The organism is Corallincola luteus (assembly GCF_004336975.1).
GTDB lineage: Bacteria > Pseudomonadota > Gammaproteobacteria > Enterobacterales > Neiellaceae > Corallincola > Corallincola holothuriorum.
Map to the genome: position 1 here is coordinate 375,243 of NZ_SJXE01000001.1, position 13,143 is coordinate 388,385.

15 protein-coding genes are annotated in these 13,143 nt (G+C 49.7%); 10 read left to right on the forward strand and 5 right to left on the reverse strand.

Annotation, left to right across the window (positions count from 1 at the left end):
- Positions 1-123 precede the first annotated feature (123 nt).
- The 7 genes from dnaB (at position 124) to EZV61_RS01725 (ending at position 6,155) form a co-directional block, all read left to right on the forward strand.
- Entirely contained in the window at positions 124-1,524 is a 1,401-nt protein-coding gene (gene dnaB / locus EZV61_RS01695) for a replicative DNA helicase (RefSeq protein WP_114337375.1), read from the forward strand.
- Positions 1,525-1,527: 3 nt separating this feature from the next.
- The gene (gene alr, locus EZV61_RS01700; protein WP_131414115.1) at positions 1,528-2,616 is read left to right on the forward strand and encodes an alanine racemase; all 1,089 of its coding nucleotides are present in this window, start codon (positions 1,528-1,530) and stop codon (positions 2,614-2,616) included.
- Positions 2,617-2,942: 326 nt separating this feature from the next.
- A complete protein-coding gene (locus EZV61_RS01705; protein WP_165569499.1) occupies positions 2,943-3,644 on the forward strand; it encodes a TIGR02117 family protein in 702 nt (233 codons plus the stop codon).
- Positions 3,645-3,943: 299 nt separating this feature from the next.
- Positions 3,944-4,489, forward strand: a complete 546-nt coding sequence (locus EZV61_RS01710; RefSeq protein WP_131414117.1) for a VF530 family protein — start codon at positions 3,944-3,946, stop codon at positions 4,487-4,489.
- Between the two features lie 77 nt (positions 4,490-4,566).
- Positions 4,567-5,106, forward strand: coding sequence for a DUF4377 domain-containing protein (locus EZV61_RS01715; protein WP_165569500.1), 540 nt, complete (start codon positions 4,567-4,569; stop codon positions 5,104-5,106).
- A gap of 39 nt (positions 5,107-5,145) precedes the next feature.
- The gene (locus tag EZV61_RS01720) at positions 5,146-5,526 is read left to right on the forward strand and encodes a VOC family protein (RefSeq protein ID WP_131414119.1); all 381 of its coding nucleotides are present in this window, start codon (positions 5,146-5,148) and stop codon (positions 5,524-5,526) included.
- 50 nt (positions 5,527-5,576) lie between these two features.
- Entirely contained in the window at positions 5,577-6,155 is a 579-nt protein-coding gene (locus EZV61_RS01725; RefSeq protein ID WP_131414120.1) for a cysteine hydrolase family protein, read from the forward strand.
- Between the two features lie 48 nt (positions 6,156-6,203).
- On the opposite strand, the gene EZV61_RS01730 is transcribed toward EZV61_RS01725, so the two are convergent.
- Entirely contained in the window at positions 6,204-7,301 is a 1,098-nt protein-coding gene (locus tag EZV61_RS01730; RefSeq protein ID WP_131414121.1) for an alkene reductase, read from the reverse strand.
- 198 nt (positions 7,302-7,499) lie between these two features.
- Here EZV61_RS01730 and EZV61_RS01735 point away from each other — a divergent pair, with 198 nt between their 5' ends.
- Positions 7,500-8,561 (forward strand): MntP/YtaF family protein, encoded by a 1,062-nt coding sequence (locus EZV61_RS01735; protein ID WP_131414122.1) that lies wholly within the window; start codon positions 7,500-7,502, stop codon positions 8,559-8,561.
- Positions 8,562-8,644: 83 nt separating this feature from the next.
- Here EZV61_RS01735 and EZV61_RS01740 read toward each other — a convergent pair whose 3' ends face one another.
- Together EZV61_RS01740 and EZV61_RS01745 are read right to left on the reverse strand one after the other, a co-directional pair.
- Entirely contained in the window at positions 8,645-9,238 is a 594-nt protein-coding gene (locus tag EZV61_RS01740) for a hypothetical protein (RefSeq protein WP_131414123.1), read from the reverse strand.
- A 300-nt stretch (positions 9,239-9,538) separates the two neighbouring features.
- Positions 9,539-10,420, reverse strand: coding sequence for a LysR family transcriptional regulator (locus EZV61_RS01745; RefSeq protein WP_131414124.1), 882 nt, complete (start codon positions 10,418-10,420; stop codon positions 9,539-9,541).
- A 191-nt stretch (positions 10,421-10,611) separates the two neighbouring features.
- On the opposite strand from EZV61_RS01745, the gene EZV61_RS01750 reads away from it, so the two are divergent.
- On the forward strand, positions 10,612-10,968 hold the full coding sequence (locus EZV61_RS01750; RefSeq protein WP_131414125.1) for a DsrE/DsrF/TusD sulfur relay family protein: 357 nt from the start codon (positions 10,612-10,614) through the stop codon (positions 10,966-10,968).
- 81 nt (positions 10,969-11,049) lie between these two features.
- Positions 11,050-11,736 carry a penicillin-insensitive murein endopeptidase gene (locus tag EZV61_RS01755; RefSeq protein WP_240695134.1) on the forward strand — a complete coding sequence of 229 codons (687 nt, stop codon included), beginning with the start codon at positions 11,050-11,052 and terminating at the stop codon, positions 11,734-11,736.
- A gap of 69 nt (positions 11,737-11,805) precedes the next feature.
- Here EZV61_RS01755 and EZV61_RS01760 read toward each other — a convergent pair whose 3' ends face one another.
- Both EZV61_RS01760 and EZV61_RS01765 read right to left on the reverse strand, forming a co-directional pair.
- Positions 11,806-12,366, reverse strand: coding sequence for a porin family protein (locus EZV61_RS01760; RefSeq protein ID WP_131414127.1), 561 nt, complete (start codon positions 12,364-12,366; stop codon positions 11,806-11,808).
- Between the two features lie 115 nt (positions 12,367-12,481).
- Positions 12,482-13,051, reverse strand: a complete 570-nt coding sequence (locus EZV61_RS01765; RefSeq protein ID WP_114336998.1) for a DUF1287 domain-containing protein — start codon at positions 13,049-13,051, stop codon at positions 12,482-12,484.
- Positions 13,052-13,143 lie beyond the last annotated feature (92 nt).

Genomic DNA, 13,143 nt, shown 5'->3' on the forward strand with positions numbered 1-13,143 from the left:
TTTAAAACCTCGCGTGATCCAGATTAGATATACCTGCTTTATCTCGCCCCCCACTATGGGTGATAATAGCCGACCCCATAAAAGCAGGTTGTAAAGCACATGGCGATGAAACCGACGTCGGCGATGAAAGGCGACTTTCGTAAAGACTTCAAACGTGACCGGCAAGTAGAGGCACTGAAAGTGCCGCCGCACTCGCTGGAAGCAGAGCAGTCTGTCCTCGGCGGCCTGATGCTGGACAATGAAGCGTGGGATCGTGTTTCCGAGCGCGTTGGCTCTGCTGACTTTTATCAGCGTTCGCACCGTCTTATCTTTGAAGCGATGGCGCGTCTGGTGGAAACCGGCCAGCCCATTGACCTGTTGACCATCTCCGAAACGCTGGAAAACGAAACCCTGCTGGAAGAAGCGGGTGGTTTTGCCTATCTGGGAGAGATGGCCAAGAACACTCCCAGTGCCGCCAATATTAACGCCTACGCCGAGATTGTTCGTGAGCGTGCAGTGGTCCGCGAAATGATCAGCGTGGCGAATGAGATCGCCGAAGCGGGTTTTGACACCGAAGGTCGCGATAGCGCCGAACTGTTGAACTTGGCAGAGTCGAAGGTGTTTGCCATTGCTGAACGTCGTGCCAATAAGGGTGACGAGGGGCCGCAGGATCTGAACTCAATTTTGGGCAAAACTGTCTCCAAAATCGAAGAGCTGTTTAATAACCCCCACGACGGTATTACCGGCGTGTCATCGGGCTTCTCTGATCTGGATAAAATGACCAGTGGCTTCCAAGGCTCGGATCTGATTATTGTTGCTGCCCGTCCTTCCATGGGTAAAACCACGTTTGCGATGAACCTGTGTGAAAACGCCTCATTGATGAATGATAAGCCGGTGCTGATCTTCTCGTTAGAGATGCCCTCAGATCAGATCATGATGCGTATGTTAGCCTCCCTTAGTCGCGTCGATCAGACCCGAGTGCGTACGGGGCAGTTGGAAGATGAAGATTGGGCGCGCATCTCCTCGACCATGGGGATGATGATGGAACAGGGGAAGATGTATATCGATGATTCTTCCGGTTTATCGCCCACCGAAGTGCGCTCCCGAGCGCGGCGTATCGCCCGCGAGCACGGTGGTTTAAGTATGATCATGATCGATTACCTGCAGCTTATGCAGGTGCCGGGCATGAGTGAAAACCGAACCTTGGAGATCGCGGAGATCTCGCGCTCTTTGAAGGCGCTGGCGAAAGAGTTGAACGTGCCAGTGATCGCGCTGTCTCAGTTAAACCGTTCATTGGAGCAACGGGCCGACAAACGGCCGGTGAACTCCGACTTGCGTGAATCGGGTGCGATTGAGCAGGATGCCGATCTGATTATGTTTATCTATCGTGATGAAGTGTACAACGATGACAGTCCTGATAAAGGGACCGCAGAGATCATCATTGGTAAGCAGCGTAATGGCCCTATTGGTCGTGTGCGGCTTACTTTCCAAGGCCACTTTTCGCGCTTCGATAATTACGCAGGCCCTCAGCCAGAGGAGCTGTAACACTTGCTCACCGCCCACGCTGTTATTGATCTCGATGCCTTGCGCCACAATATGGCGCAGGTGCGTAGGTATGCTCCCCATAGTCAGGTATTGGCGGTCATCAAGGCCAATGGTTACGGCCACGGCGCATTGGCTGTGGCGGAAGCCTTGGCGGAGCAGGCCGACGCCTTTGCTGTGGCACGATTAGAAGAAGCGTTGAAACTGCGCAAGGGTGGTATTGAACTGCCTATCGTGTTGCTTGAAGGGGTGTTTGATCCCGGTGAATTGGGGGTGGCTGCTGCCCACGGCTGTCAGCTCGGTGTCCATAGTTTGTCACAACTTGAAGCCTTGGAACGGGCGCATCTGCATCAGCCGGTTACTGTTTGGCTGAAAGTTGATACCGGGATGCACCGCTTAGGTGTGGAGCCGGAGCAGTTTCAGCATTTTTATCAGCGTCTGCTGCAAACGCCATCGGTCAACGAGATCGTTTTGATGAGCCATTTCGCCAGTGCCGATGAGCCTGAAACCGGTCAAACCCAAGCACAGCTAGCTGAGTTTCAACGGTGTTGCCAAGGTCTATCCAAACAACCTTTATGCTCTCTGGCTAATTCCGCTGCCATTATCAATGAACCGCTAGCGCAACGTGACTGGGTACGCCCCGGCATCATGTTGTATGGTGCCAGCCCCTTTGCAGGGCGCAGTGCTGCCTCGTTAGGTCTAAAACCGGCAATGACTCTTAAATCACGGGTGATCGCTGTGCGAGATTTAAAAGCCGGTGGTGCGGTCGGCTATGGTGCCAGCTGGACAGCAGAGCAAGACACGCGCTTGGCCGTTGTCGCCATGGGTTATGGTGATGGTTATCCCCGCCATGTCCCTAACCAAACTCCGGTATTAATTAACGGCGTGCGTTACCCGATCGTGGGTCGAGTCTCTATGGATATGATCACCGTTGATATCGGTGATGCAGAGATTAGCGAAGGTGATGAAGTGGTATTGTGGGGCAGCGAACTGTCAGTAGATGAGATCGCCGCGTTGTCTGGCACCCTAGGCTATGAGCTGCTGTGCAATGTTACCTCGCGGGTGGTGTATCACTATCAGAACGGCACTGCATAGAACGGGCTGAGCGACTTGCTGGGGGGTTATCGCCGGTTCGCTTTAGCGGGTGATGAGTATGGCACCCCAAGCCAATGACTCCTGTGTTGCGCTCTCTTGTTCATGCCGAGTAAACGTCGTGTAATTGCCGTTGCGCCCCAGCTATCGGCTAACTCTTTTGCGCTTACCATCCTCCTTTGGGCGGCTCAATTTCGTAAGATTGTGTTCAATAGCGTACTTTAGTAAAGGTGACTCATTAGCCCCATCTAGCGGTTTGCTGCGTTACTACTGAGTATCGCCGGGCTGTCGAGCCTGAAATTTTTAACTGCGTGCAAGGAGAGCGGCCGTTGTTGTCTTATCTTGGTGAAGGTATACGCCTGCAACTCGTTTTGTTACTCACACTGTTTATTGGTGGTTGTACCGCTAACTCGTGGCGCTATCTGCCGGAACATGATGAGATCCCCACATCGATTTATGTGGTTGGCCATGGTTGGCATACCGGGATTGTTGTGCCTAGCCATCTGCTTGGTGCTAAATTCGACTTTCTGCAACAACAATTGCCCAATGCGAATTATTTTGAATTTGGCTGGGGTGATAAAGGTTTCTATCAGGCGGAGGAGATCACTTCCGGCCTTACTGTGCAGGCCATTTTCTGGCCTACCGAGAGCGTGATGCATGTGGTGTCGTTGCCAACCGAGCCAGCGAGTTATTTTTCCCAGAGTGAAGTGATTGAACTGAAACTCTCGCACCAGGCTATTGAGCATCTGCTGGATGGTATCGCTGCCAGCTTTGCTAAAAATAAGCATGGAGCTCCAACTAAAACCCGCCCTGGCCTCTATGGCCGCAGTTGGTTTTATATCGGCGAAGGCAGTTACTACATGACTAACACCTGCAATAGCTGGGTGGCGAGAATGCTTGATCAGGCGGGGGTGCCGATCCGGACGACGCTGACATTGACCGCAAGTAGCGTGTTATCGCAAACGCAAGACGCATTGGATGAATATCTTTGTTGCTTGTCGCAAAGTACAACAGTAAAGAGCGCCATTTGAGCCGAAGTCACAATCGCTGATGGTTGGCGTTTTGGCTGGGGTAAGATGGATAATCTTCAGATTGGCTTTGCCTGTTTTACCATCTACAGCGCAAGAGTGACGCGCGTGAAGGCAGAGATAAGTCAGCTGGCCAAGGATCATAGAATGAAGCGTTGGTCGTGAAGTTGTTCTTTGGGGGGCGAATTACTGAGCGAATAAGCGAGAGGCGTAAAAAAAACGTATCAGATAAGCAGAAGACGCGACCTATTCGGCGGGTGAATGTATTATGTCGAGATTAGCGACTTTTTCCGAGAGCCAACATGAGCGATAACGTCAACTACACCAATAACCCTCTCCATGGCGTCGGTTTAAAAACCCTGTTGACGGAGATCGTTGACCAGTATGGCTTTCAGCTCATCAATGCCTACCTAAACATCAACTGTTTTAAGACTAATCCCAGCATTGAATCCTGCGAAAAATTTCTCAAGAAGACAGAGTGGGCGCGGCACAAAGTTGAAGCCTTTTATCTGTATGAATTTAAGAATCTACCTCGGGCATCGGATGAGCAGTTTGCCTTGCCGCCGCGCGAGCGGATCGTGCCAGAAGGACAAACACCAAGAGAGCCGAAAGCTCTTAGCTTTGAGGACGCCCAGCGTATGCATGAACGGCGAGCAAAAAGGGCCGAAGAGCGGCGCATGGAGCGAGGCAGCCGAGCCGGTGGTGGCAGAGGCCGTGCCCAAGGGCGTGGCGGGAATGCCCGACACTCCCGAGGTCGTGATACTGAGGGCAGATCATCTGCGAACGAAAGCACAACCGCCGACGGTAAATACGATCCTTGGGCGAATTGGAAAAATAAGCAAAAATAGTTAATTCAGTACCTTTAGCCGGGCGAACGAACGCTTGGCTCTCACTTAAACTTATGGTTAAACCAAGGGATTTTTTTATGTCGATACGGATGTTATTCATCGTATTTCTCAGTTTTTTAGTCGTTGCTTGTGGCGGCAGTGGCAGTTCGCTCGACTCAACCAGAGAAGAGATCACTATCGCTTCCTACCAATCCCCCTGTTATGGCGAGTCGCAGCGACTCTGTCTGGTGCGGTTGGAGTTTGGTGATGAAGAGTTGTTTTACGAAGAGATTGAAGACTTTAATCATGTGTGGGGCCATACCTATGAGCTATCTGTTTTGGTAACAAAGCTAGATGAGCCCGCCGAGGATGGTTCTGATGTCAGTTACTCGCTGGATGAGGTGTTGAGTCGTGTTGAAGATGAAATAGCCACTGAATATGCATATGAAGAGGTGGAGTTGTTAGAGTCCACCTTTACTGTCGACAATGATATTTATTACTTTCTTGGTCAGCCATTTGAGTGCGCTACCGATGTGGATTGCGATGGACTGGTCGATATGAACAATAGTGGTGGCTTGGTGAATGTTACTTTCGAATACCTCGGCGCTGGTGAGATCGCATTGATTGCTTGGGATTAAGGTTGTCGTCATAGGCAGGTCAGCAGCGAAGGTGTAGCCATGAATTTAAATCAGGTGACCTTGCCTGTGTCTGATATGGATAAGGCGACACAGTTTTACCGTACTTTGAGTTTTACTCAGATTGTCGACACGCCGCACTACGCTCGATTTGAGTGCCCACAGGGCGGCGCAACTTTTTCATTGGCTTTGGAGTCAGCAGAGTTTAACAGTGGCGCTGTTATCTACTTTGAGCATGAAGCGTTAGATGAGTGGGTGACAAGGTTGCAGGCCAAAGGGATTGAGTTTGAACAGCTGCCCACCGACCAGCGTTATCTCTGGCGTGAGGCGATCCTGCATGATCCCTCCGGCAACAAAATCAAACTGTATTGGGCCGGTGAAAATCGCCTAAATCCGCCTTGGCGGGTGGAAAGACGAGATTAACTGCGGCTAGTAGATGCTCGTGATCACTGAGTAGCAAGGAGGGCGTTAAGTTGGACGCGATATTGGTTGTGGATATGCAGAACGCTTGTTTCGATGGCGTAGAGCGTTATCAAGTGCAAAATGTGATCTTTCATATCAATCAACTTACCCAACACTTTCGCGATTGTGGTTTGCCGGTGGTTCACATTCAGCATGAAGACGCATCAGCCGATTTTAAGCGCCACAGCCGAGGTTGGCAGTTTATTAGCGAGGTAGCGCGCGAAGAGTCGGATTTGGTCGTGGCGAAAACCTGCTGTGATGCTTTTATTGCAACTGAACTGGCGTCGGTACTTAACAACTATGGAATAACACGCCTGTTTATCACTGGTTGTGCGACAGACTTCTGTGTCGATTCCACGATCAAAGGGGCTATTGCTCAACGGCTTGATGTTGTTGTTCCTGCGGACGCGCATACCACAGCCGATCGACCATCGGTGACCGCTGAGATCTTGATCAGCCACTTTAACTGGAATTGGGCTCATTTGATTACCGCTGGCTCTGCCATTGATGTGTTACCAACCTTAGATGCCATAGCGTTAGTCAAGCCCGCCTCCTCTGTCTCATGTTCATCGAATCGGATAGGCGATTGAACGTAAGGCGCTACAGATAGGAGCGTAGCGCCTTACGTTCAGTCCAACTTAGTTGCTAAATCTGGGATAGTCCGTGAGCCCTTTGGCACCGCCACCAAACAGGGTGTCGGGGTTGTGGTTATTCCATGGTTGACCAAGCCTAATGCGGTTTGGCAGGTCAGGGTTGGCGACAAACGGTCGACCAAAAGCAATCATATCGGCAAGGCCATTCTCTATCGCATCCTCTGCCCGCTCCGGTGAGTATTTGCCGGCATAGATAAGTACGCCGCTAAAGGCATCGCGTAGTGCTTGTTTGAAGCCGGATGACATCTCTGGTGCATCCTCCCAATCGGCTTCTGCAATGTGCAGATAGACGATGCCATGTTCGTTCAATAGCTTGGCTGCCGCCGTGTAAGTCTGTTCTGGATCAGCGTCAACGGTGCCATTGAGTGTCGTCAACGGTGCCAGTCGCACACCGACCTTGTCGGCGCCAATGGCATCCACCATCGCCGCGACCACTTCGTCGAGGAAGCGTAGGCGATTCTCCAAACTGCCACCATATTGGTCGCTGCGTTGGTTAGATTCAGAATCGATAAATTGATTGATCAAATAACCATTGGCTGCATGCAACTCAATGCCATCGAAGCCCGCAGCTATTGCGTTCAGTGCTGCTTGTTTGAACTGAGCGATAACCTGTTGGATCTCATCGATACTCATTGCTCGGGGTTCAACGACATCAACAAAGCCTGGTTCATCGGTACCATTGTCGATAAACACTTTCACGTTTTCCGCTTTCATTGCCGATGATGAGATCGGCTGTTGTCCGCCGATATTATCTGGATGGGTGACACGGCCTACATGCCACAATTGGGCAAAGATAACCCCGTTGACCTGATGCACGGCATCGGTGACCTTGTGCCAACCGGCGATCTGTTCCTGGCTATAAATACCGGGAGTCCAGGCATAGCCTTTGCCCATTTCCGATACCTGGGTACCCTCACTTATAATCAGTCCAGCCGTGGCGCGCTGGCCGTAGTACTGCGCCATTAAATCATTGGCGACGTCACCGGGTTGGGATGCGCGAGAGCGAGTCATTGGCGGCATCACTATGCGATTGCTGAGGTTGTGTTTTCCCAGCGAAATAGCGTTAAAAAGGGCGGTGGTCATCGGCGTCACTCCAGCGGAATAGGAAGCTGACAGTGTAGAGACTAATTTCTGTTGATTAAGGGCGATAGTCACAACTAATTTTTGCCATTACAGCAATAAACTTTCTGGCTAACGTGTGGCAAAAGTTGAACAAGTGAAAAACTCCGCTAACTTCAAATAAATAGTGATATCGATCTGATTTGGCAAAGGAGCTGCACGATGGCAGAAATACTCGCCTCTCTCTCTTCAACACCGCTCCCCACCATCCTCGTGGTGGCGGGGATCATCTTTCTGTTTATTAGTGTTGGTGGCCAACTCGGCGCGCACCTGTCGGCGATAAAGGTGAAACGTGCGGTGGCAGGTGGATTGGGCGGCGTATTACTAATCTGTGGTATTGGGCTTTATTTTGCCGATAGACCTGAGCCGTTAACGGCAGCTGCGGACAAAACTGAGCACGGTGAGCCATCGTCAGTACGCCCGACGACGGCGGGAGAAAAGTACCGCCTACGTGCCGATCGTGTTGAAGAGGGGCTGCTGATCCCAACAGAGACCCGTGTGCACCTTGCCGATGGCCAGCTGAAGTTGCATGTGGATGGCCAATATCTGAATGGTTTGGCAACGATAAAATCGGTTGAGATCGCACAGTTGGAGGTATTGGCCGAAGAGAAAGGGCGGCCTACGGTGCTAAAGCTCAGCGTCGAAAAAGATATGGTGGAAACAGAGATCTCTTTGGGCGAAGAGCAGGAAATAACAACAGAGTACGGCGTGTTTCATGGTCACAGCCTATTAATCCAATATAAACAGGGGCGATGGCATAAGCAGCTGCTGGGTGCGGAGCCGAATGAAGCGCAAAGTAAAGAGTTAGCGCTGCCCTATACCGATGGATTTGGCAGTTATCCTGAGGGGTTGCTATCTATTGGTGACAGTTGGCAATTTGCGGGCGGAGAACTGGCAGAGTTAATGGGATTCGGTAGCTATCTCTCTGCTAACGGCAGTGCCACGATGAAGTTTTTGGATGTGGTGGATTATCAAAATGAACAAGCTGCTCTGATTGCGCTGCAGCGACTGGAGATGACGGGCACGACGCTCGATGCCGACGGCAATGAGGTGCAGTTAAGTTTTGGCGGAGAGGGGCGGGTATTTCGTTCTCTGTCTCGCTATGTTGATCTGATGGTTGAATTTTCCGGCACCATGAAGCTGGAAACCTCTGCTGTGATGGAGGGGCAGAAGGTCGACTTAAGTATTATTGGTCCTGTGACTATTAAGATTGAGCTGAAGTAGCTTGAGTCTTATAGGATGACTGCTGATGGCTAATTAAAAAAGGCACCTTAACGGTGCCTTTTTTGCTGTTGGCGCTGGTTAGCCTAGCGGCGACGAGCTGACAGCAATCCGATACCTGCTAGCATGGCCAGAAAAATGGCTGCTGGCGCTGGTACATCTTTAGAAACGAACTCATTTACCTTGATGTTGTCCAGTGCCCAATGCTGGCCACTGCCAGATGCTTCTGCAGTATGTACATAACCATTAGGGTCGATGTTGATTCGGAACTGATCGATACCGCTCCAGTTAAAGATCGCTTCAAACGCTTCAATGGTAACATCCAAAAGCTCAGAATAGAGTAGCGCTCCATCATTGAAACCTTCGATGGTCAGAGTTTGGTTGCCCCAAGCGCCAGCAATGACAAACGAACCTAAATCAAAGCTGCCATCTACATCGGACCAGATAAAATCAGACGGCGAGGCTTCGTAGCCATTGTAAACATGGGCTTTACTCTCGGTGAAATCGATCACTGAGTTATAGCCGGTATCATCTTCGCCAGCGTAACCATAGTAGTCAGATGAGTAGGTTACATCTGAGTAGGTAAACAATGGTGATAAACCATCTTCAAAGCCGATAAGCTCCGCTTGGCAGCTAAGTGATGCCAACAAAAGGGCTGGTGCTACAAAGTACTTCTTCATCTTTATCAAATCCTTATGTTCTATTTTGGAGTTTTAATGCTTTGCATTTTGTTATGCAAAAAGTTGGTTGCTAATAGTGCAAAAAACAAGCCGATTTATTTTTTTCTATTCTTTACAAAGGGATATAAAAGCAGAGGTGGGAGTGTTTTGATTTTTTGTAAATATAACTGACATTTGTGATTTGGTAATTTATTGATAAAAAACAAGTTTGACTAAAAATTGCTCACTTTCTTTGGGAGAGGGCTGGTTCTTGGTTTTATGCCCTGTTTTATACAAAATTCATAGCTCTGAGTGATTGAGTTATAAAGTCAATCTAGGCTGAATATAATCGAGAAATACTGAGATCCGTCTCGACACGGCTGACGTCTTGTAAAACACGGCGTTAATAGGCTCACGGTTGTGATCCTTGATCCGTTCATTCTCCAGCAGAGACACTAGTCGCCCCGCGGCAATATCTTCCCCCACCATAAATCGTGACAGGCAGGCTATACCGTTGCTGGCTAACACCAGTTGCCGGACGATCTCGCCATTGCTTGCAGTAATGCTTGGCGAGATATCGACGCCAACTCCTAGTGGCCAGTGGTTCAGCACTTTAGGTGCAACAAAGCCGAGAGTTTGGTGTTCGCTCAGCTCGGCAATGGTTTTGGGTGTGCCATGGCTGGCAAGGTAGTCTGGTGAAGCAACGATAAACAGAGGGCTGTCACCTAAGTGTCGGGCATGGAGGCTTGAATCTTTCAATTTACCTACGCGGATCGCTAAGTCAGTGCGATTTTCTAACAGATCGATGTAGCCCTCATGGCAGGTCAGTTCCAGTTCAATCTCCGGATAGGCGAGGCTAAAGGCGCTAACTAAAGGCACCAGTTGATGAAGGGTAAACGGACTGGCAGCGTCTACCCGCAGTTTACCTTTCGGGGTTTGTTCGCCGGTGACCAACTCCTCTTCAGCCATCTGCAGTTGCTCCAACCCTTTGCGCACAATCGCGATATAGCGTCGCCCCTCCTCCGTGAGTTCGACACGACGGGTGGTGCGATTGAGTAACGTCACGTTTAGCTGCTTTTCCAGCCGGCTGATCGCTCGGGAGACTTTGGCAACCTGCAGATCCAGAGCTTCTGCAGCAGCAGAGAAACCACCGCAATCAACCACACTAAGCAGCAGTTGTAGATCATCGGAGCGCGCTTTCATTGCAATACCTGCAAAAATAAATTTGGAAAAGGAGTATTTGGTGAAATAGTGTAATCGCGATGCGAAGCAGGTCAATGTTGCTGCCATAACAATATTCTGCGAACAGTTGATCTGAGATCTCTACTCTCATTGACCGGAGCGGTAGCGCTGACGTTTAATTCTGACTAGCAAATCGAATTACAGGGACGAGTATGCAAAATCTACTGTTTATCCTTAATGATGCACCTTACGGATCGGAAAAGTGTTTTAACGCGTTGCGTTTGGCATTGAATCTAAAAGAGCAGTTCGATGAAGATGTGATGGTTCGTCTGTTCATGATGTCTGATGCGGTGACCGCGGCTTTGCCCAAACAGCAACCGGCAGAAGGTTATGATATACAACAGATGTTGGAGATCCTGGTGCAGCAAGATGTAGAGGTGAAACTGTGCAAAACCTGCACCGATGCCCGTGGTATTAGCGAGTTGCCATTGATCGAAGGGGTCGCTATCGGCACCTTGATTGAGCTATCTCAATGGACAATGCAAGCCGATAAAGTACTGACCTTCTAAATGACTGTTGCCTTGCTCGCTGACACTGTTAATTTGGGGGAAGATTAGACGATTCAGTCTTGCTTATTTATGGAGCATGGAATGCTTAGATTGTTACTCTTGGTTAGTTGCCTGAGCGCTTCTGCTGCGCAGGGAGCTGAGAGCGTTTGCTTCGGTACCACTGCAAATGGCTATCTAGAAAACGGTGTGGAACTTCCGGCTGAAGGAAGTAACTATGTTACTTATAGCAACATTGCGAGGCTGGCAGGGCGGAGCTACGTTCATTCTGCGGTTCGGGATATTGTCGTTGCTGCTTATCGTATGTTGGAGACAGAGCAACCAAGTAAGGTTTACAAATATGCTGAGACAGGTTTTGCATCGGGGGGACGCTTTCGACCACATAAGACCCATATGAACGGCCTCTCGGTAGACTTTATGACACCGGTGCGAGATAGCGAAGGACGTTCGGTGCATCTACCAACCAATCTATTTAATAAATTTGGCTACAATATCGAGTTCGACCAGCTGGGAGTCTATGACGGTATGGTTATCGATTATGAGGCTCTGGCGGCACATATCGTGGCTTTAGATAAAGCAGCAAACGCACTTGGATATGGGTTGTGGCGCGTCATTTTTGCTCCCGAACTGCAACCTCATCTATTCCAGACTTCCTACGGCGCCTATTTATCAAACCATATTGAATTTTCCAAGAAACGTTCATGGGTCAGGCATGATGAGCACTACCATGTTGATTTTGATATTCCTTGCGAGCCTTTGAAGCTTGATTAAGCGATGCGGATTTGATTGTTTAGTTTTGGCTAATAATTCTAAGCATCGTAGCTGTTCGATTTTCTGCGGTTACCAATGATAACTGACGCCGGCACCGAACCAGTTGGTCTCAATATCGGCAATGCCCCACCCCGAGTAGCCTGCTTCAGCAAAGATCCCCAGATGTTGGTTAATTTGATATTCAGTGCCCAGCGATAAGTAAAATCCCCATCTATCATCGCCATCGTACCAATCATCGATATTCGATGAGCTGTCGGCATCAAAATAGGTATAGCCAAGTCCCAACTGAACATCCCATGACTCTGTCACTTCAACTTGTGGTGCCCAGGCCAGATAGTATGACTTAACGTCGAGCGTGGCTTTTTCATCATCACTGCTTTCTGCAACAAAGCTGCCGTGATCCATGTAGCCAGCTTTCACCCCCAGCCAAGGACTCCAACTCGCGCGCAGGTTCAAGCCGAAGCCATTGTCTGTATCATCTTCAAATTCGGCTTTTGTGCCACTTATGTCGAAAAGGCCGTTATCATCAATTTCACTGTGAATATATTGCACGCCGACGGACAGATCGACTTCTGCAACGGCGGTGAATGGCAGTAACAGGGCTATTGCGATAAACAGGATGGTTTTCATTTCTCACTCCTTGAGTAAACGTGATCTATTTTGATGCCGACTATTGAAGTTAAATTAGCTTTCATTGAAAAGCTATAACGCAATGATAATAAATAATATTGTCTTGTACCGCAGTTTAATAGCGATAATGGCCACTGATAGGGTAGTCAAACAACATATCTTCAACTTCGGGGCCGCGGCCGATGTTGTGGATGATGAGAGGGTGGCCGTTGGCGCTGCGCTGATCACTGACGATACCAATATGGGGCAGGTTGCCGGGCAGCATCCAGGTGACCAGATCGCCGGTGTTATAATCGCCAGCATCGGCTGTGACGCTCAGAACTTCGCCGTGACGGCTGAAAAAGGTTTGTAGATTGGGCACCCGTCGATGGTCGATATTACTGTCCGGTTTGTTCAGCCCCCAGATCCGTTTCGATGGATACGCAGAGAACTCTGCCTGCATATCTTCATGAACCCGCTGTTGTAGGTCGATATCCAGCGCCCGATAGGCGCGTATCACCACATCCGTACACACGCCAATGTTGTCTGGTACATCGCCGTTGGGGTAGTCGATGGCGATATAGCTGCCATCGTAGCGTACTTGATGTTGCGTGCGTTCCAGCGCCGCATACACCAAAGCGAGTTGTGGTGTCGCCGCATGTTGTGGCGAAATCAGACTGGCCAGCAGTAGCGAGGTCACAATCATGAGTTAAGTTCCTGTCCGTGGGATCGCTTTTCCACTATAAAGCCTCTGTTAGCAACTGCAAAGGAACTGCCTTAACAATCAATAAGTTTTAG

Bases quoted from the DNA above. Each gene is read 5' to 3' on its own strand.
- dnaB (WP_114337375.1), top strand. From the start codon at position 124: ATGAAAGGCGACTTTCGTAAAGACTTCAAACGTGACCGGCAAGTAGAG.
- EZV61_RS01710 (WP_131414117.1), top strand. From the start codon at position 3,944: ATGAGCGATAACGTCAACTACACCAATAACCCTCTCCATGGCGTCGGT.
- EZV61_RS01715 (WP_165569500.1), top strand. From the start codon at position 4,567: ATGTCGATACGGATGTTATTCATCGTATTTCTCAGTTTTTTAGTCGTT.
- EZV61_RS01720 (WP_131414119.1), top strand. From the start codon at position 5,146: ATGAATTTAAATCAGGTGACCTTGCCTGTGTCTGATATGGATAAGGCG.
- EZV61_RS01730 (WP_131414121.1), bottom strand. From the start codon at position 7,301: ATGACCACCGCCCTTTTTAACGCTATTTCGCTGGGAAAACACAACCTC.
- EZV61_RS01735 (WP_131414122.1), top strand. From the start codon at position 7,500: ATGGCAGAAATACTCGCCTCTCTCTCTTCAACACCGCTCCCCACCATC.
- EZV61_RS01740 (WP_131414123.1), bottom strand. From the start codon at position 9,238: ATGAAGAAGTACTTTGTAGCACCAGCCCTTTTGTTGGCATCACTTAGC.
- EZV61_RS01745 (WP_131414124.1), bottom strand. From the start codon at position 10,420: ATGAAAGCGCGCTCCGATGATCTACAACTGCTGCTTAGTGTGGTTGAT.
- EZV61_RS01750 (WP_131414125.1), top strand. From the start codon at position 10,612: ATGCAAAATCTACTGTTTATCCTTAATGATGCACCTTACGGATCGGAA.
- EZV61_RS01755 (WP_240695134.1), top strand. From the start codon at position 11,050: ATGCTTAGATTGTTACTCTTGGTTAGTTGCCTGAGCGCTTCTGCTGCG.
- EZV61_RS01760 (WP_131414127.1), bottom strand. From the start codon at position 12,366: ATGAAAACCATCCTGTTTATCGCAATAGCCCTGTTACTGCCATTCACC.
- EZV61_RS01765 (WP_114336998.1), bottom strand. From the start codon at position 13,051: ATGATTGTGACCTCGCTACTGCTGGCCAGTCTGATTTCGCCACAACAT.